Source organism: Pseudohaliea sp. (genome assembly GCF_040217025.1).
Lineage (GTDB): Bacteria > Pseudomonadota > Gammaproteobacteria > Pseudomonadales > Halieaceae > Pseudohaliea.
This window is the reverse complement of record NZ_JAVJOA010000004.1, coordinates 303,073-321,379: the sequence shown is the minus strand read 5'-3', so window position 1 is coordinate 321,379 and position 18,307 is coordinate 303,073. Positions and strand designations below refer to the sequence as shown.

At 65.1% G+C, this 18,307-nt stretch carries 15 protein-coding genes; 13 read left to right on the top strand and 2 right to left on the bottom strand.

Annotation, left to right across the window (positions count from 1 at the left end; all coding sequences use genetic code 11):
* The first annotated feature begins 20 nt into the window (after positions 1-20).
* From RKE50_RS02455 to RKE50_RS02395, 13 genes are all read left to right on the top strand, one after another.
* Positions 21-1,652, top strand: coding sequence for a tetratricopeptide repeat-containing sulfotransferase family protein (locus RKE50_RS02455; protein ID WP_350034118.1), 1,632 nt, complete (start codon positions 21-23; stop codon positions 1,650-1,652).
* Entirely contained in the window at positions 1,649-2,545 is an 897-nt protein-coding gene (locus tag RKE50_RS02450) for a beta-keto acid cleavage family enzyme (RefSeq protein WP_350034116.1), read from the top strand. Before RKE50_RS02455 ends, RKE50_RS02450 begins: the two co-directional genes overlap by 4 nt.
* Positions 2,542-3,540 carry a 3-hydroxyacyl-CoA dehydrogenase NAD-binding domain-containing protein gene (locus RKE50_RS02445; protein ID WP_350034114.1) on the top strand — a complete coding sequence of 333 codons (999 nt, stop codon included), beginning with the start codon at positions 2,542-2,544 and terminating at the stop codon, positions 3,538-3,540. The genes RKE50_RS02450 and RKE50_RS02445 overlap by 4 nt, the downstream gene beginning before the upstream one ends.
* Before the next feature lie 45 nt (positions 3,541-3,585).
* Entirely contained in the window at positions 3,586-4,932 is a 1,347-nt protein-coding gene (locus RKE50_RS02440) for an MFS transporter (RefSeq protein WP_350034113.1), read from the top strand.
* A gap of 17 nt (positions 4,933-4,949) precedes the next feature.
* On the top strand, positions 4,950-6,494 hold the full coding sequence (locus RKE50_RS02435; RefSeq protein WP_350034111.1) for a M20/M25/M40 family metallo-hydrolase: 1,545 nt from the start codon (positions 4,950-4,952) through the stop codon (positions 6,492-6,494).
* 52 nt (positions 6,495-6,546) lie between these two features.
* Positions 6,547-7,134 (top strand): isochorismatase family protein, encoded by a 588-nt coding sequence (locus RKE50_RS02430; RefSeq protein ID WP_350034109.1) that lies wholly within the window; start codon positions 6,547-6,549, stop codon positions 7,132-7,134.
* Between the two features lie 47 nt (positions 7,135-7,181).
* Positions 7,182-8,639: an amidase gene (locus tag RKE50_RS02425; protein ID WP_350034107.1), complete on the top strand. Its 1,458-nt coding sequence runs from the start codon at positions 7,182-7,184 to the stop codon at positions 8,637-8,639.
* A gap of 28 nt (positions 8,640-8,667) precedes the next feature.
* Entirely contained in the window at positions 8,668-9,378 is a 711-nt protein-coding gene (locus RKE50_RS02420) for a class II aldolase/adducin family protein (protein ID WP_350034106.1), read from the top strand.
* A gap of 114 nt (positions 9,379-9,492) precedes the next feature.
* Positions 9,493-10,992, top strand: a complete 1,500-nt coding sequence (locus RKE50_RS02415; RefSeq protein WP_350034105.1) for an amidohydrolase family protein — start codon at positions 9,493-9,495, stop codon at positions 10,990-10,992.
* A 40-nt stretch (positions 10,993-11,032) separates the two neighbouring features.
* A complete protein-coding gene (locus tag RKE50_RS02410; RefSeq protein ID WP_350034104.1) occupies positions 11,033-12,262 on the top strand; it encodes an aromatic ring-hydroxylating oxygenase subunit alpha in 1,230 nt (409 codons plus the stop codon).
* Positions 12,259-13,062 (top strand): MBL fold metallo-hydrolase, encoded by an 804-nt coding sequence (locus RKE50_RS02405; protein ID WP_350034103.1) that lies wholly within the window; start codon positions 12,259-12,261, stop codon positions 13,060-13,062. Before RKE50_RS02410 ends, RKE50_RS02405 begins: the two co-directional genes overlap by 4 nt.
* Before the next feature lie 2 nt (positions 13,063-13,064).
* The gene (locus RKE50_RS02400; RefSeq protein ID WP_502937865.1) at positions 13,065-13,325 is read left to right on the top strand and encodes a CBU_0592 family membrane protein; all 261 of its coding nucleotides are present in this window, start codon (positions 13,065-13,067) and stop codon (positions 13,323-13,325) included.
* A 42-nt stretch (positions 13,326-13,367) separates the two neighbouring features.
* Positions 13,368-14,816: an alanine/glycine:cation symporter family protein gene (locus tag RKE50_RS02395; RefSeq protein WP_350034100.1), complete on the top strand. Its 1,449-nt coding sequence runs from the start codon at positions 13,368-13,370 to the stop codon at positions 14,814-14,816.
* Between the two features lie 3 nt (positions 14,817-14,819).
* Here the strand turns inward: RKE50_RS02395 and RKE50_RS02390 are convergent, their stop codons facing one another.
* On the bottom strand, positions 14,820-16,139 hold the full coding sequence (locus RKE50_RS02390; protein ID WP_350034099.1) for a sulfatase-like hydrolase/transferase: 1,320 nt from the start codon (positions 16,137-16,139) through the stop codon (positions 14,820-14,822).
* Positions 16,140-16,582: 443 nt separating this feature from the next.
* Positions 16,583-17,905 (bottom strand): YjiH family protein, encoded by a 1,323-nt coding sequence (locus tag RKE50_RS02385; RefSeq protein ID WP_350034098.1) that lies wholly within the window; start codon positions 17,903-17,905, stop codon positions 16,583-16,585.
* Between the last annotated feature and the right edge of the window lie 402 nt (positions 17,906-18,307).

Below are 18,307 nucleotides of genomic sequence, written 5' to 3'. Positions count from 1 at the left end.
GCGCCGGGAGCCGCGTTACCATGATGGCGTCCATGCCCGCAGGTGAGTCAGACCCGCGCAACCCCGTTCGGCCGTCGAGAGCGCAGCTCCTGGGGCGCCTCGCCAGGGTGCGCGAGCCCAGGGAGGCGCGCGAAGCACTCCCGCTCTTGCCGCGCATCGCCGAGGCGTTCAAGGAGGACTGCCGCGTGCAGCGGGCGATCAGCGAAATCGCGCTCCGTGCCGGGGACGCCGGGCTGGCGGCAATGTATGCGAAAGCGGCGCTGGAGCCCGCTGCTGCCGATGCGGGGCAATATCTCCACCTCGCGATCTGTCTTGTCGCCGCCGGGGAGCAGGCTGAGGCGACCGCAGCACTCAAGAAGGCCGAGCCCTGCGCGCTGGGCTCTGGCGACAGCGCCGCCATGCTGGCCAGCCTCTATGTCAAGGTCGACGAGCATGAGCGTGCCCTGGTGGCTTACGAGCGAGCCATTGAGCTGGAGCCTGGCAACGCAAAACACCACTTCAGCCAGGCAGCCACCCTTCGCTTCCTTGGCCGGCTGCGCGAGGCGGAACTGGCCTGCGACCGCGCTCTCGAGCTCGACCCTGCGGAATACGAGGCATACCTGATACGCGCAGACCTTCGAACGCAGACGGCTGAGGACAACCACATCGCTGCGATGGAGCGGGTTCTGGCACGCGGCGGTGCGCCTTACCTCGGAGAGGTCATGCTCTGCTATGCGCTCGCCAAGGAGTGCGAGGATACCGGTGACTATCCCCGCTCCTTCCGCTACCTGGCCCGCGGTGCACAGCTCCGGCGCCGGCACCTGTCCTACGATGTATGCCAGGACCTCGCGCTCATCGATGAACTGATCGATCGCTTTTCATCGGCCTGGCTGAACCCGGTCCGGAACACAGGCTTCGATTCCGAGCTGCCGGTCTTCGTACTCGGTCTGCCGCGCACGGGAACCACCCTTGTAGAGCGGATCCTTGCCAGTCACTCCGAGGTGCGGTCGGTGGGGGAGTCCCCGGACTTTCCCCGCCTGATGGCTGAGCTGGCCGAGCGGCAGACACACGGGAGCAGTAAAGACCCCCATGCGCTCGTCGGCGCCTCCCTCGAGCTGGATATGGAGGAGCTGGGACGACGTTACGGCGACAACCTCGCACGGCGGGCCGCAGGCAGCCGCCGGGCGATCGACAAGCTGCCCTTCAACTACCTCAATGCAGGGTTGATACACCTGTCGCTACCCAGGGCGACGATCATCCACGTTACCCGGGACCCGGTGGATACCTGTTATGCCATTTACAAGACACTGTTCCAGCGGGCCTATCCGTTCTCCTATGACCTTGAGGACCTGGGGCGCTACTTCATCGCCTACTACCGGCTGATGGAACACTGGCACCGCTGTCTGCCGGGGCGGATCGTCCGGGTGCGCTACGAAGACCTGGTGGCAGCTCCAGAAGAGGAGAGTCGAAGACTCATCGAGGCCTGCGGGCTGTCCTGGGAGGCGGGAATGCGCGCCTTCCATGACAACCCCTCGCCGTCGATGACGGCGAGCGCCAGCCAGGTGCGTCGCCCGATCTATCGCTCATCGGTAGGCAAGTGGCGGCACTACGCCCGAGAGCTGGAACCGCTGCTGCGACTGCTGCGGGACGAAGGAATAGCGGGAGCGTCGTGAATCGGGAAGTCATCATCACCTGTGCACTCACCGGCGCCGGCGACACCGTCGAACGAAGCCCCCACGTGCCGGTCACGCCCGAGGCGATAGCCGCGGATGCCCTAGCCGCCGAGGCCGCCGGAGCGGCAGTGGTACACGTCCACGTTCGCGATCCGAAAAGCGGCAGGCCGTCGCGCGATCCCGGGCTGTTTGCCCAAGTGCATGAACGCATTCGCGCCGGGAGCCGTGACCTCATCCTCAACTACACCGGCGGCATGGGCGGCGACCTGTGGTTTGCTTTCGAGGACGGGGCCGCTCTCGCGCCGCAATCCGACTTCGTCGGCGCGCGCGAGCGTGTAGCGCATATTCTGCAGCTCGGGCCGGACATCGGCAGCCTCGACTGCGGGTCGCTGAACTTCGGCGAGATGGTGTACGCCACCACCCCCCGCCTGCTCCGGGAGATCCTCGTGGCCTACCGGGAGCGGGGGGTCAGGCCGGAGATCGAGGTATTCGAACTCGGGCACCTAGAGATTGCAAAACTGCTCATCGACGAAGGCCTCGTCCCCGAGCCGCCGATGTTCCAGCTGTGCCTGGGGGTCAAGTACGGGGCGCCGGCGACGCCGCGCAGCATGATGGCCATGCGCGATGCGCTGCCGCCCGGCGCACTCTGGGCCGCCTTCGGTGTCGGCAGAATGCAGTTCCCCATGGTAGCGCAGGCGGTGCTGCTCGGTGGTCACGTGCGGGTCGGCCTGGAGGACAATCTGTATCTCGACCGCGGTGTTCTCGCGACGAATGCGGGTCTCGTCGCGCGTGCCGCCGACCTGGTGCGGAATCTCGGCTGTGAGGTCGCCGGTACGGCGCGCGCGCGGGCCCTGCTGGGACTCCCTGCAGCGCAGGGGAGCAGCGCGCCATGAAGCCGCTGATCGAGCCGGGCGCAGTCAAGCGGGTCGCTATCGTCGGCACCGGCCTCATCGGGGCGGGTTGGACCGCGCTTTTCCTGCAGCGAGGATACCGGGTGACGGCCTGGGACCCGTCGCCCGGCTTCGAGGAAGCGCTGCTGCGGAGCGTTCGCAGGATCTTCGGGCGCCTGAACCTGAGAGCCGACGAGCAGGCAGGGCATCTGTCGCGGCTGGAGTTCGCCGGTAGTGCGGAGGGCGCGGCCTCGGCAAGCGATTTCATCCAGGAGAACGCGCCGGAGGATATCGAGACCAAGCGGGATACCATCGCCAGGCTGGACGCGGCTGCCTCGCCGGACGTGGTCATCGCGTCTTCGTCTTCCGGTTTGCCCATGAGTGAGCTCCAGGCAGGCTGCCCGGGCGCCGGGCGGCTCGTGGTCGGTCACCCGTTCCATCCCGTTTACCTCCTGCCACTCGTGGAAATCGTCCCTGGGCGGGCAACGGCTGCGGAAACGGTCTCGTGGGCTGAAACGTTCTATCGTGGCATCGGCAAGTTTCCGGTCGTCTGCAACAGCGAGACCATCGGCTACATCGGCAACCGGCTCCAGGAGGCCGTCTTTCGCGAAGCGCTGCACATGGTCGAAGCCGGTGAGGCGACGGTGGCGCAGGTCGATGCGGTTATCAGTCAGGGCCCCGGGTTGCGCTGGTCCTTCATGGGACCCTTCCTGTGTTATCACCTCACCGGGGGCGAGGACGGCATACGCGGCTCTTTCGAGCGCTTCGGCGCTTTCCTCGGGCAGCCCTACTCGCGCCTCCTCGCGCCGGAACTGACCGAGGCGTTACTCGAAGCGGTGATCGCCCAGACCGAGGGCGCCTATGGCGACCTGCCGCTGGCGGACATCGAGGCCTGGCGGGACGAGCGGCTGCAGGCACTGTTGTCGTTACTCGGGGCGGATTCGGAGGTAGTTAACCTTGAGGGCCGCGCGGCACCGGACGGCAGCCATGGCCGCTAGCACCCGGGGTCCCGCCACGGCGTCGTGCTCCGGGGTTGCCGGGGCGTGAACGCCGGTCCCGCAAGGTTGCGACGCTGGTGGCAGTTGCCCGAGGGCAGCCACTGGCTGCTTTTCGTCCTCTTCCTCGTGCCGCTGATCGGCTACGTACACCGTCTCATCATCAATATCCTTATCGAGCCGATCAGCCTCGAGCTCGCAATCTCGGACACGCAGGCCAGTCTCCTCCAGGGCCCGCCTTTCGCCGTCGCCTATGCCCTGATGGTGATACCCATGGGACTGCTTGCCGATCGCGCCAACCGCCTGCTGCTGCTCAGCCTCGGTGCGCTGGTCTGGAGCCTGGGCACACTGCTGTGCGGCGTGGCGACGGGCTTCGGGATGCTCTTTTTCGCACGGATTGTCGTCGGCGTGGGTGAGGCCGCGCTCACACCCGCCGTGGTGTCCTTCATCGGAGACAGCTTCGCAGGCGATCGCCGCGGGCTCGCCATGGGTGTCTTCTTCATGGGTATCAACGCCGGCTTCAGCTCCGCCTACGCCATCGGCGGTCTCACCCTGGAGGCTGCCCAGGCGGGTTTTTTCCAGCTCGTGCCCCTGGTCGGTGAGTTGGCTCCCTGGCGCCAGGTCTTTGTCGTTCTGTCTGTGCCGGGCTTCCTCATCCCCTTGCTCCTACTATCCCTGCGGGAGCCGTCGCGCCAGGACATGCCTGAGCCCGGCGGCTCCAGCGGTACGCTTGCGCTGCTGTTTCAGCGCTCCACCTTCACCGTCGTGCTGCTGCTGGTGGTGCTGGTGATCTCGCTGCTGGCGGTGGCGGACAACGGCATTTACGCCTGGCTGCCGCGGCTTCTGTCCCGAAGCTATGCGCTCGCCCCCGGTGAAATCGGCATCGCGCTCGGGGTCATCGTAGCTATCGGCGGTCTTGTCGGCGGTCCGGTCGGGGGTAATCTCAGTGACTATTTTTCGCGTCGCAGCGGGGCCGCCGGGCCGCTGCTGGTCGTGTTGCTGGGCACGGTGGCAGCCGCCTGCGTGCTTCCCCTCTATGCCACTGGCTCCCTGTGGCTGGTCTACGCCGCCACGTGGCTGTGGGTCATCGCCCTGGTATCGACGACGGCGTCCGCCTATACCTTCATCGCCGTTGCGGCGCCGGCTCGGCTTCGCGGCGTGGCATCGTCCGCAGTCGCCTCGGTCAGTTCCCTCATTGGTCTGGGCCTCGGGCCCACGGTGATCGCGCTGGCGCTCGAGCAGTTCGCCTTCTCCAGGGAGCGGGTGGACCTGGCAATCATCGTTGCTGCGCTGCCCCTGTGCGCAGCGGCCCTGTGCCTGGCAACGGCTGTCTGGCGGATCAACCGTCGTTCACCCCTTGGCCTGGTGCCGGCTCCGGGGAAAGCGACGGAATGACGAGGAGTATCGTTTTCGTGGACACCCTGACTGCATGCAAGGAACGCAATAGTCATCGAGCGCGGTTGCGCCGCGGACCGCGCCGGGCCGTCACGCTGGTGCTTGCCTTGCTACTCTCTGCCGCGGCGTCATCCGGCGCCGTCGCGCAGGACGCCCGTTGTCTGCTGGATGCGGATGACGCCGCGCGAAAGGCGATTCCCCCTGGCGCTGCGGAGGCGGAGGGCGTGCATGGAACCGTCGCTGCGCGCGACGAGTGGACACGCCTCGCCCGGGAGATACTGGCCGAACTGGTCGGCATCAACACGACACACAGCACGGGTAGCAACACCCGGGCGGCGGAGGCAATTGCCGGCCGGTTCCTGGATGCCGGCTTTCCGGCCACGGAAGTCGAGGTGCTGGCGCCGGCGCCGCGCAAGGGCAATCTCGTCGTCCGCTATCGCGGCACCGAGCAGGAATGCGAGCCCCTGCTGCTGCTGGCCCACCTCGACGTGGTGGAGGCGGATGCCGCCGCCTGGGACCGCGACCCCTTCAGCTTCAGCGACGAGGATGGTTATCTCTACGGTCGTGGCGTATCCGATGACAAGGACGAAGCGGCTATCCACATAACCAATCTGCTCAGGCTTCACGCCGAGGGCTATCGTCCAAGACGTGACATTGTGCTGGCGCTCACCAGCGACGAGGAGGGCGGCAGTCACAACGGCGTGGAATGGCTGCTTGCCGAGCATCCCGAGAAGCTGCGCGCCGCGTACGTGGTCAGCGAGGGTGGTGCCGGCGTCCTGGTCGGTGGTGAACGGCTGGCCCACGAAGTGCAGGCAACCGAGAAGCTGTACCAGTCCTTCGAACTCACGGTTTCGGGTCCGGGTGGACATTCCTCCATGCCGTCCAGCGATAACGTGCTCTACCTGGCGGGTGAAATGCTGTTGGCGCTGCGGAACGTCGTATTCCCTGTCGAACTGAATGCAGTGACCCGCAGCTTCTTCGAGCGGTCACTCGCGATCACCGACGGGGAACTTCGCGCAGCGATCGAGGAGCTGCTGGCGGAGCCGCCGGAACCGGCATCCGTTGCCTTCCTCTCCGGCATTCCTTTTTACAATGCGAGTATGCGTACCACCTGTGCCCCGACGATGATCGCCGGCGGTCACGCCGAGAACGCGCTCCCGCAGCGGGTCGTGCTGACGGTGAACTGCCGGCTGCTTCCCACCGAAGACCGTGACAGCGTGCGAGCGCGACTCTCTGCAGCGCTTGCGGATGGTGTAGCGCTAGAAGCCCTGCCGCACAAGTCGGTACAGCCGGGAATCTCCCTGCAGCCGGAAGTTCTTGCGGTCATTGAACAGGTGTCCCGCAGCGTCTGGCCGGATGTCCCGACGATGCCGATCATGGGGCCCGGCGGAACCGACGGCAGGTTCCTGCGCGAGCGCGGCATACCGGTCTACGGCGTCAACGGTATCTTCATCGACGTCGAGGACGACCGGGGCCATGCAAAGAACGAGCGGATCCGTGCCAGGTCCTTCGACGAGGGGCTCGAGTTCCTCTACCGGCTGACCCGGGCCCTGGCGGAATGACTGTCCCTTCGCCCGGCGTCCGTCTGTTCAATTTCCCACTACCGGAGCATCGATGAGAGAGACCGCGAAACTGATCGAGGCTGCAGACAGCCTCCTCCTGGTCATCGACGTGCAGGACAAGTTCCTGGTGCGGCTTGCGCAGGAAGATGCGCAGCGCGTCGTGGAACGCTGCCGCTGGCTGATGCAGGTCGCAGCCTGGCTGGCGGTACCGACCTGCGTGACGGCCGAAGAGATTGCCGTCATGGGCCCGACAACAGGCGCCCTTCGCGACTGCATGGCGACCGGGTCCTCCGAGCACGACAAGATGGTTTTCGGACTGACAGGGCAGGCCGACATCCTCGAGGCCGTGGCGGCGACGGGCCGGCGTACGGCGGTCCTCACCGGCCTGGAAACCGACGTGTGCGTGGCGCAATCAGCGCTCGGGCTGCTCGAGCAGGGCTACCGCGTCGTCGTAGTTGCCGACGCCTGCGCTTCGCCCCAGGAGGGGCATGACTATGGCCTGCTGCGCATGCGCGATGCCGGCGTGACGGTCACCAGCAGCAAGGGCCTGTTTTTTGAATGGGTCCGGGACGTCGAGCGCTGCCACGACTTCTTCCGCAACAGCGGCATCGGTGTCCCGGAGGGGCTTTACATTGGCTAGGGACGCGCGGGCATCGGCCGGTCTCACAGCGCAGGGGGTGAGCGTGCGTGGATGATATCGCCTTCAGTGATGCTTCGTCGCTGGTCGAGAGGCTGGTAGCGAGGGAGTTCTCCAGCATCGAATTGCTCGAACACTACGTCGAGCGAGTGGAGCGGTACAACCCTCGAATCAATGCCGTTGTCGCCATGCAGCTCGACGAGGCTCGCGCGCGTGCGCGAACGGCGGACGAGGCGCTGGCGAAAGGACGGCGCCTGGGTCCGCTCCACGGGCTGCCGATGACCGTGAAGGAGTCCTATGACATCGCGGGTATGGCGACCACCTGGGGGAATCCGCTGCTGAAGGACAACATTGCAGCAGCTGATGCCGTCGCCTGTCAGCGGCTGCAATCGGCAGGCGCCATCATCTTCGGCAAGACCAACGTGCCTCTCTCTCTCGCGGATTTCCAGAGTTACAACGACATCTACGGAACGACCAGCAATCCCCATGACCCTGGGCGCGGGCCCGGCGGGTCGTCCGGCGGCTCGGCAGCGGCCCTGGCCGCAGGCATGACCGCACTCGAAATGGGCAGCGACATTGGCGGCTCCATACGCAACCCCGCGCACTACTGCGGCGTCTTCGGTCACAAGCCCACCTGGGGCATCCTGCCCATACGCGGCCACGCGCTCCCCGGCATCCTGACGCCAACGGACCTGTCCGTGATCGGCCCCCTGGCGCGCAGCGCCCGGGACCTGGCGTTGGTGCTGGACGTGGTCGGTGGCGCGGATGCGCTGCAGACGCCGGGCTGGCACCTCGAACTGCCTGCGCCGACGCAGAAGCGGCTGGGAGACTGGCGGGTGGCGGTATGGGCCGATGAAGAGATGGCGCCGGTTGACGAATCGATCAAGGCGCGGGTTCTGGAGGTTGCCCGGCTGGTGGAGGATGCCGGTGGCCGGGTCGACTACCGTGCACGCCCGGCCTTCTCGGCGGATCACTCCCACGAGCAGTACGAGCACCTCCTCTATGCCGCGATGTCCGCGCGCCAGCCGGAGGCCGTCTTCGAGGAGAATCTCGAGCGTCTGTCCCGTCTCGACCCTCGGGACAAGAGCGAACTCGCCTACGAGATCCGCGGTTCGACGCTTTACTATCGCCAGTGGCATGCCTGCAACGAACGGCGGACGCACCTGCGCTGGGCGTGGCACGAATTCTTCCGCGACTTCGACATCCTGCTGACGCCCGCCGCGGCAACCACCGCCTTTCCCCACGATCATTCCGAGCCGCTGGAGGCGAGGGAGCTGACGGTCAACAGGGAGCAGCGCCCCTACTTCGAGCAGATCTTCTGGGCGGGCCTTACCGGCGTCGCCTACCTGCCGTCCACGGTGTTCCCTGCCGGCCTTGACGAGCAGGGCCTGCCGCTCGGAGTGCAGGCTGCGGGGCGGGAAATGGGCGACCTGGCGACCATCGAGTTTGCACGGCAGGTCGGTGAGGTGATGGGCGGGTGCGCGATTCCGGCTGCTTGCCGCGCTTGAGAAATGGACCCTGTTCGGGGAGGTATGAATGACTGCGCCAGAAAATCAGCAGAACCGTATTGACCTTGCCGCCGCCCTGCGCCTGGCGGCACATTTCGGTCTCAATGAAGGTATCTGTAACCATTTCAGCTTTGCCATCGGAAGTGACAGCTATCTGCTCAACCCGTTCGGTATCCATTGGTCTGCGGTGACCGCGCCGGATCTGGTGGTGGTAGGCCCCGAGGTTTCCGGGGAGGCAGAGGTCACTGCGCTGCAGATTCACAGTGCCATACACCGGCAACACCGTGATGCGGCTTGCGTCATGCATACGCATATGCCCTGGGCGACCGCACTGACCTGCCTCGAGCGGCCATCCTTCCGCTACGTTCACCAGAACGCACTGCGCTTCTACGAAGATATCGCCTGGGACAATGACTACCGGGGTCTCGCGGACAGCCCGGAGGAAGGCGAGCGAATCGCTGCAGCAATGGGTGACGCGCACGTTCTGTTCATGGCCCATCACGGGGTGATCGTGGTGGGTGCCAGCGTCGCTGAGGCCTTCGATCGTCTTTACTTCCTGGAGCGTGCCTGCGAGATACAGGTCAAGGCGATGGCGACGGGAGAACCGCTTCGTGACGTGGGTGCGGATATCGCCCGGGCAACGAAAAAGCAGTTCGATGCGGGCGGTACCTACGTTGCAGCGCACTTCGAGGCACTGAAGCGGCTGCTCCCGCCCGCGCCTGCCGGCCACGGCGCCTAGCGACTTTCGCTTGCGCTCTGCTTCACTACCAGCTCCTACGGGTTAGCCGCTATGACTCCAGCAAGGTTTTCGAACAGATCGCCAGGCAGGGGACGGTCCGGTCCGCATGGCGCCGTGCCGATCAGGGCCGTCGCTCTCCTCTTCGCCTTGTTCGTCGGCGCGGTTCAGACCGCGGCTGCACAGCCCCGGGACACCCTGATCAGCGATGTCACCGTCATCGATGGTCTCGCCAACCCACCGGTACCTCATCAACATGTGCTCCTGCAGCAGGGACGAATCGCCAGCATCAGCGACGACCCGCCGGCAACCGGCCCCGATACCGTGATCTTGGACGGGCGCGGCCGCTACCTCATACCGGGGCTCTGGGACCTGCACGCGCACAGCTTTGCGGACGAGACGGCAATGCATGCCTACCTGACCGCAGGTGTCACCGGGCTGCGCGACATGGGCTGCAGCGCGGACTGCGCGCGGGACCTGGCTGCGCTGCGCGAAGCCTACCGCGCCGGCAGCGGTGAGTTTCCCCGCCTGGTATTCGCCGGCCCCATGCTGGACGGGGATTCTCCCTACGACGATTACCCGTCTCACCTGCAGCTGACCCTTGCCTCGCTCCCCGGTGCCCTCGATACCCTGCGGGAGCTGGACGTGGATTTCATCAAGACCCGGGATTTTCTAAGCCGCGATGAATTCATGGCGCTGGTGGGCGCCGGTGCAGCCATGCATCTTCAGCTCGTCGGCCATGTACCGACGGCGGTTCCCGTCGGCGACGCGGTCCGTGCCGGTCTCGCCACCGTCGAGCACGAAGGCAGCCTCTTCGGCGGCATGCTGCTCGCCTGCTCTGCCGACGAAGGCCGGCTGCGCGAGGAACTGCTCGCCTTGATGAGCGAGGCCACCGCGAGCGGCGACGTAACGTCGCTCTACGCGCGCGCGCTCGGAGCAGACTTTCTCGATCGCCTGGTCGACTCCTTCGACCCTGGAAAGGCCGACGCCCTGGTCGACGCCTTCGTCGAAAGCGGTGCGGCCATTGTGCCGACCCTGATCGTGCAGCACCCGTCGCTGCGCGCTGCCGATCCGGTCTTTGCCGGGCGGCGCAAGGCCGCGGACGAGGAGTTCCGCGAGGCGCCGGAAACCCTGCTGGAGCGCTGGCGACAGACGGCGGGTGTGGAGGTTCTGGGTCAACCCTTCTCCGACGCGGATCGCGCCGCCATGACCCGGCACTACGCTTTGCTCGTCGAGCTTTTGGGCCGGATGCATGCGGCCGGCGTGCCAATCCTTGCCGGTACCGATGCCATCTTTCCGGACGGGACGCCGTGGATGTGGTCCGGCTTCAGCCTGCACGATGAACTGCAGCTTCTCGTCAGCGTCGGGCTGTCACCCCTCGAGGCGCTTGCCGCCGCTACGGGGCATGCCGCACGGATGCTGGGCCTCGAGGATGTCGGGGTCGTCGCGCCCGGCCTGCGTGCCGATCTCGTGCTCCTGTCCCGGGATCCTCTCGCAGCCATTCACAATACTCGAGCAATCGAGCGGGTATGGGTGAACGGTGAACCGGTGGACCGGGAAGCTCTCCTCGAGCACGTGAACCGACGTGCCGCGGACCACGCCAACTACTGGGACTAGCTTTGTCATGCGACGGGAACACAAGCCGGGAGCACAAACCATGGAGCCGCCAGGAAGCGTTCTCTCCGCTGAGCAGCTTGAGCGCATCAATGAGCCGATAGCCACTGCGCAAACCCTGCCAGCGTCGTCCTACTACAGCCAGGCCTTCTACGAGGCCGAGCGAGAGCGTATTTTCAGCAGGCACTGGGTGTGCGTCCTGTTCGACTTTGACGTGCCCGGGCCGGGCGATGCGCTGCCCTTTGAGCTCTGCGGCATGCCGCTGCTTGCGGTCCGCGGCCTGGACGGCACGCTGCGGGTTTTTCACAACGTGGTGCCCTATGACGGCTGCCTGGCCGTGATCGAGCCGGCCGCGGGGCTCAGCGAAATCGTCACCCCCTACCATGGCTGGGTCTACGACCTCGAGGGACGCCTGCGGGCGGCACCGTTCTGGGACGGCACGCCGCAACGTGAGCAGCTCCCCGACGGAGCGCCGGCCACGGACCTGGTTGAGGTTCGCTGCGAAAGCTACCTGCATACCGTGTTCGTGAACCTCTCGCCGGAACCGGCCCCTTTCGAGGGTTACGTTGCCCCGATCGCCCGGGAGTTCTCGCAGTACGATTTCGGCGATGTGGCCGTGGTCCGCGATCGCTCGGGGCAGCCGATCGTTCCCCGCGCAGTGACCCACTGCAACTGGAAGATCTTCTTCGATATCGACGGTCCGAACGTGTTGCACGAGAACTTCGTGCACCGTGCCTACCGGGAGTCTTCGGCCCATCCGCGGGTGACCGCAGAGGGTGAGAAGACCTATCGCGAGGTCGTCGACGGCTATCTGATCGGGCTCGGCTTCGATTACAGCGCGTTCAGCGAGACCTACGGGGAAATCGATCCGGCGGAGCCGCACCTCGGCGCCGACGGCCGCGTGCCCGAGCAGGCAGCCTACGTCGATCTTTACCCGGCGATGAGCCTCTCCATCGCTCCGGGCTACCTCGAGATCGCCATCAATCTACCGGATGGTCCCGAACGAACCGTCGACCGGCGCATGTACCTGCTGCCCTCCGCCGCAGTCACTCCGGAGAACGCGGCGAGGCACGAGAAGGTCTTCGGCTTCCACGGCGAGGTCGCGCCCGAGGATAACCGGGTTTCCGAGGCCGTGCAGAAGGCCGCGCGGTCACCGGTGTACCGCGAGCGCTTTTACTGCCCTTTCTGGGACGGTATGCGTCACCAGTTTCACCGATGGGTGGCGGCGGACGTCGCCAGCGCCGCGAAAGGCAGAAAGCAGGAGCCGCTATGAGAATCGAACACCGCTGGTTCGAGCACCGCAGGATCGACGACGACATCACGCTTATCTGGGAGCCCTGGGTCGAGCCTCTGATTCGCTGCAATATCTGGCATGTGCGCGGCAGGGACAGCGACCTGCTGGTCGATACGGGGCTCGGCATTGCCAGCCTGCGCAGCGCCGCCCGGGATATCTTCGACAAACGCCTGACCGCGGTGGCGACGCATACGCACTTCGACCATATCGGCGGTATCCACGAGTTCGAGGAGCGCGTGGTGCACGAGAGCGAGGCGGCGGTCATGGCGGACGGTTCCTCGCCCATGATGTTGCGCGCGTGCGACTTCAGTGATGAGGAGCGGCGTGAGCTGGGCGAACTGGGCTACCCGGTCGAGAGTGAAGTGCTGATCAGTGCCTTGCCCGAGGCGAGCTTCGATATCGCCGCGCACACCACGCGAGCCGCACCCTGTACCCGGTCCGTCAGGGAGGGGGACCGGCTCGATCTGGGTGACCGCAGCTTCGAGGTCCTGCACCTGCCCGGCCACTCACCGGGCAGTATCGGTCTGTGGGAGGCGGCAACGGGAATCCTTTTCTCTGGCGACGCGGTCTACGACGGTGCCCTGCTTACCAACTTCCCCGGTGCCGACCTCGATGATTACGCACGAACCATGCACAGGCTGCGGGAGCTGCCGGTGCGGGTAGTCCACGGCGGCCACGAAGCCAGCTTCGGGAGAGATCGGCTCCGGGCGATTGCCGACCAGTATCTGCGAAGCTGGGAAAAGGCGGGCGTCGCGGTCCCGGGCCAGGACGGGCCGTGAGCATGCAGCTTCATGAGCTCATCGGGACGCTCGGTGCCGCGCTCATCGTGGTGACTTACCTGTTGATCCAGCTGCGCCGGATCGATGTCTCGGACGTGCGCTACTCGGTGCTCAATGCGACCGGCGCCGCACTTATCCTCTATTCGCTGACCGTGGACTTCAACCTGTCGGCCTTTGTCATCGAGGCTTTCTGGCTGTTGATCAGCCTGGTCGGGATCATCCAGGTCCTGAGGGAACGGTCGCGACGCCGCCGGTCGCCCTAGCTGTCCCTGGCGCATAAGAAACGACAAGGTACCGGGTAGACCATGCAGTCAGTCGCCGAGAGTTTCCTGTACATCGCCAGCGCAGCGACGTCCTTCTTCAGCGGACTTGCCTTCAGCCAGCTGCACCTGTTCGGCGTCGACATCGAGTGGGCCGTGCTCTGGATGGCAGTGCCGATGGTTTTCTTTACGCTTTACCTGGGCTTCATTAATGTGCGCGGCTTCCCGATGGCCATCCGGATCCTCAAGGGGCGCTACGCTGACGCCGATGCTCCCGGCGAGGTCAGCCAGTTCCAGGCGCTGACTACCGCCCTCGCCGGAACGGTCGGGCTCGGCAACATTGCCGGTGTCGCTATCGCGATCGGTATCGGTGGTCCCGGCGCCGCGTTCTGGATGATCGTCATTGCCTTCTTTGCCATGTCCCTGAAGTTTGCCGAGGCAACCCTGGCGGTGAAGTATCGGACCATTCTCGAGGACGGCTCGGTATTCGGCGGCCCCATGTACTACCTCCGGGCCGGTCTGGCAGAGAAAAGCTGGCCCCGGCTCGGCAAGGCGCTCGGTTTGATCTATGCCGCCTGTGCAGTACCCCAGATGCTGGTGTACACGCAGGTCAACCAGGCCTACAGCCAGCTGAGCGCGGTAAGCGGGATCGACGCGCCCTGGGCCTTCGGCTTTGCTCTGGCGCTTGCAGTGGCGCTGGTGATCATCGGGGGAATTCGCAGCATCGCCAGCGTTACCAGTCGCGTCGTTCCCCTGATGTGCGTGGTCTACCTGCTGGCAGCGCTGACGATACTTCTGCTGCATGCCAGTGCCATACCCGCCGCAATCGTAGCCATTGTTACCGACGCTTTTGCGCCGGAAGGGGTGGTCGGCGGTGTGATCGGGGTCTTTGTGATCGGCATGCGCCGGGCGGTGTATTCCACCGAGGCAGGAACTGGCATTTCGACGATGGTGCACGCGGCTGCCAGGACCCGCGAACCGGTCTCCCAGGGGCTGGCCGCGTCGGTGGAGCCTTTCTTCGACACCATTGTCGTCAACGCCATGACCGCCCTGGTGATCGTCGTCACCGGGGCCTACCAGCTCGAGGGTCTCAATGACATCCAGATCACTTCGGCGGCCTTCGGCAGCGTGATCTGGTGGTTTCCCTATGTGCTTGCGGCCTGTGTCCTGCTGTTCGCGTTCACGACGATTGTCTCGTGGTCCTACTACATGAGCCGGGCCTGGGCGTACCTCCTCGGCTATTCGCGCCTGTCTTTGTACAGCTACCGCGTGCTCTTCTGCCTGGCCGTAATCCCCGGCGGCGTGCTGACCGTGCAGCAGGTGATCGACTTCATAGACAGCCTCGTGGTGCTGGTCACGATACCCAATATCATCGGTCTCTACCTGCTGGCGCCGACCATCAGGCGCGACCTGCGCAGCTATCTTGCGAGGATGTCGGCCGCCGACGCCAAGCCGTCGGGCACCGACCCGGTGTTGCCGAACCAGGACCACTGATCATCAAAGTGGCGAGCGCGGCGGCTGGTCTTCCACAACGCCTGCTGCCACGGATGCCTCCCAGTCCAGGAGCGACCGATGCAGCTCATCGGCGAGTTCCGCCTGCTGATAATAGAGGTCGCTCGACTCGCTCGGGTCGGCTTCCAGGTTGTAGAGATAGGTGGTGGGCTTGCTGAAGATCGCGAAGCGATGTACCAGGAGCTTCCACTTGCCTCTGCGCACGGCGGCCTGGCCGAAATCCCCGAGCTGCAGGCGCCAGAAAAAGGTTCTCTCTTTATCGGGCGCCGTGTCGGCGAGTAGATTCACGCCATCGAGGCCCAGTGACGCCGTTTCGACCCCAGCGGCAGCGAGAATGGTCGCTGTGATATCCATGCCGATCGAGGGCCTGCCAGTCGTTTCCCCGGTGGGTAGCTGGTCGCGCCAGCGCATGATCAGCGGAACACGGGTTCCGCCCTCGTTCAGCATGGCGAAACCACCGGAGTAGGGGGCGTTGCGCACCAGGTTCCGACCGTTGTGGTCATAGGTGAAGAGGACCAGCGTATTCCCCGCGAGGTCCAGCTCCTCGAGCGAAGCCAGCACTCTGCCGATACCGTCGTCCATGGCCTCGACCATCGCGATGTAATCGGCGCGGGTGGCGCCATTGATGTTGAATTCGGCATCCCAGCGTTCCGGCGGCAGACCGGGTCCCAGGTAGGGCGGCAGCGCCGTGTTATAGGAGAGGTAGACGAAGAAAGGATTGTCCCGGTTCGCCTCCATGAAGCGGATACTTTCTTCCGTGAGGATGTCCGTCAGGTAACCGTCCCGCTCAACGATAGCGCCGTTGTGTACGAGCGCCTCCTGGCCACTGTCGTTGCGATGGGTGTAGTAGTTGATGCTCCACTCGTCATAGCCGAGAAACTCGTCGAAGCCATGGGCCAGGGGGTCCATGCCCGCAACATGGCCCAGGTGCCACTTACCGAAGAGCCCGCTTCTGTAACCCCGCTGCTTCAACAGGGCAGGTATTGTCGGGATTGCCGCGCTGAGCCCGCCTTCATGACCGATGTTGTCTTCGAAACCGATGCGCGCCGGGTACTTTCCCGTCATCATCGCCGCTCGCGAGGGGCCGCAGATGGGCGCCGCAGCGTTGTAATTGCTAAAGCGGACACCCTGTGCGGCAAGGCTGTCCAGCGAGGGCGTGCGAATGTCGGTCGCACCATAGGGGCCGATATCGCTCGCCCCCATGTGGTCGGCAACGATGAGAATGACATTCGGTGCCTCCGGCTGCGACGCTTCGACGCGCCAGGCGCAGCAAAGCAAAAAGACAATAAAAAAGATGCGTTGCATGGAGAAGGCCCTTATCAGCAAGCGGGAACGTCGAGGGCATGACGCTCATACACTCGACCTCGCAACAGGGCGCCGCCCGGGAACGGGGTGCATGCCGCCCGATTGATGGCGCGGCCGGAAAGGGACAACTGCCCGGTTGTTCCGGGTCGCGCAGCATAGCTACATAGATAGGCGATTTTCGATTGCCTGTTAACCGAAGCCTGTTTAAATTTTCTTACTTCGCCGTCACAGAATTGATTAACTGAACGCGATTCTTGTTGCCGTGGGCTGATGTGTCGTGACGTCAGAAGCGCCCCTCAGGATGGATTTGCGGCTCTTGTGTCACCGAAGCTTCGCATCCGTGCAGCGTGCGGCAGCGCTGCTTGAAGAGTTCCGTTAAGCCTGTCTCGCCGCTATGCAGTGCTTCTCAGCCAGGCTGCAAAGCGGCCCAGCCAAGGGGTTGCTCACACCAGCAACCAGGCGCCCGTGAGAATGAAGGGCGTCACCACGATGGTCCTGAGAAGAAAAGTGATCAGCAGGTCGCCAAGGGTGATCGGTAGCGGGGAGCGCAGAAGGAGCAGCGCAAACTCGGAGAGGTAAACCAGTTGCGTTACCGACAGCCCCGCGAGAACGAAGCGCGCGAACTCCGAGTCGAGCCCCCTGGCCACCAGGGCGGGCATGAACTGGTCGAGTGCGCCGACGACGAAGCCCTTTGCCGCCGCCTCCGCTTCCGGGAAGCCGAAGGCCCCCAGCAGGTGCCCCAGAGGCCTGGCGGCGATATCGAACAGCGGCGTATGAAACACGAGTATCGCTGCTGAGGTGGCGACCACCATGATCGGTCCGAGCAGCCCGAAGAGCAGGTCGCCGCACTGCAGCAGCGCCATGCGCAGGTAGGTGGCGGGCCTCGCCCCTGCGGCTGAGCGCATCACGGCCGCATCGAGCGCCCGCCGGAAAGTTTTCCCATTCTGCCGTCCGGTGGATGGCGGCAGCGGGGCGGCAGCGCCCGCAAAGCGGCCCTCGCCCTTGCCCGCCATGGGTCCGATGCGCGCAATTACCATCGCTGCGGCGATGCAAGCGACAACCAGCGTGACATACCAGCCGAAGAACAGCTGTGGGATCCCCGCGACCTCGGCGATCACCAGGGAGAAGGGTATCGATACCACGGAGAAACTGCAGCAGATGACGCAGGCCTCCCGGGCGCTGTAGCGCCCGTTCTCGTACTGACGGATCGTCAGGATAAGGCCCAGGCCGGATGCGGCCACGAAGGATGCGATGGCGTCTACCGCTGCGCTTCCGGGAAGGCGGAACAAGCGCTGGAAGGGCCGCTGGACCAGGACACCGGTGAACTCCATGAGGCCGTAGTCCGTGAGCAGACCCAGGAAGAGGGTGCCGGCGAAGTACACCAGCATCACGGGCATGCAGATGTCGTAGAAAACCGTGCCGCCCGTGTCGGCGGCGCGGATCGATGCGGGACCGACGTCAAAGTAGACCGCTACGGCGATGAGGCTGCCCGCCAGCCGCAGGCCGATCCACGCCGGCCGGGCCGAGAACCAGCGCCGCATGAGTTCATGCCGTCCCGGAGCGCTGTTGCGCAACAGGTACTGAAGGGGCGTCAGCAAAGCCGAAAGCAGCAGCAGCCCGAGCAGTACTTCATCCTGTGCGGAGGAAAGCAGGGACGACAGCGCATCGGTAATCAGACCGAAAACGATGGTCTGGCGATCCGCCAGAAGCACTGGAAACAGGAAGATGAAGGCACCCAGCAGCGACGGCACTAGAAAGCGCAGCACCGCTGAACGCGGGACCCTCTCCGCCGTGCTCAGCACCGCCGGGCGCCGTTGTTTCGATCAGGCAGGGCCGTTCTCAGGCGACGCTCACCGGTGGAGCGTCGCAGAACCCGTCGCGTACCGCTGCTGAGGGATAATGAGTGATCAGCCTGCATGCCGGCCCTGTCGCTGGGCCCCTGGGGAAAGCGAATTTCCGGGAGCGATGGAGCGCATCATGTCGGTCGCGCGGCTGAAAGTACAGACACGCGCAATCGGAGCCGGTTTTCAGGCCCGCGATGCGGCGCGTTCTCGCTGAGTTCCGGCGTGGTGTTCTATCGTGGGCTCCGCGAGGAAGCGTCGCTGGCTACGCAGCTGTTGCACGGGTAGCCCAGCACAGCGACGAAGACGGCCCGGTCGCTCGATGAG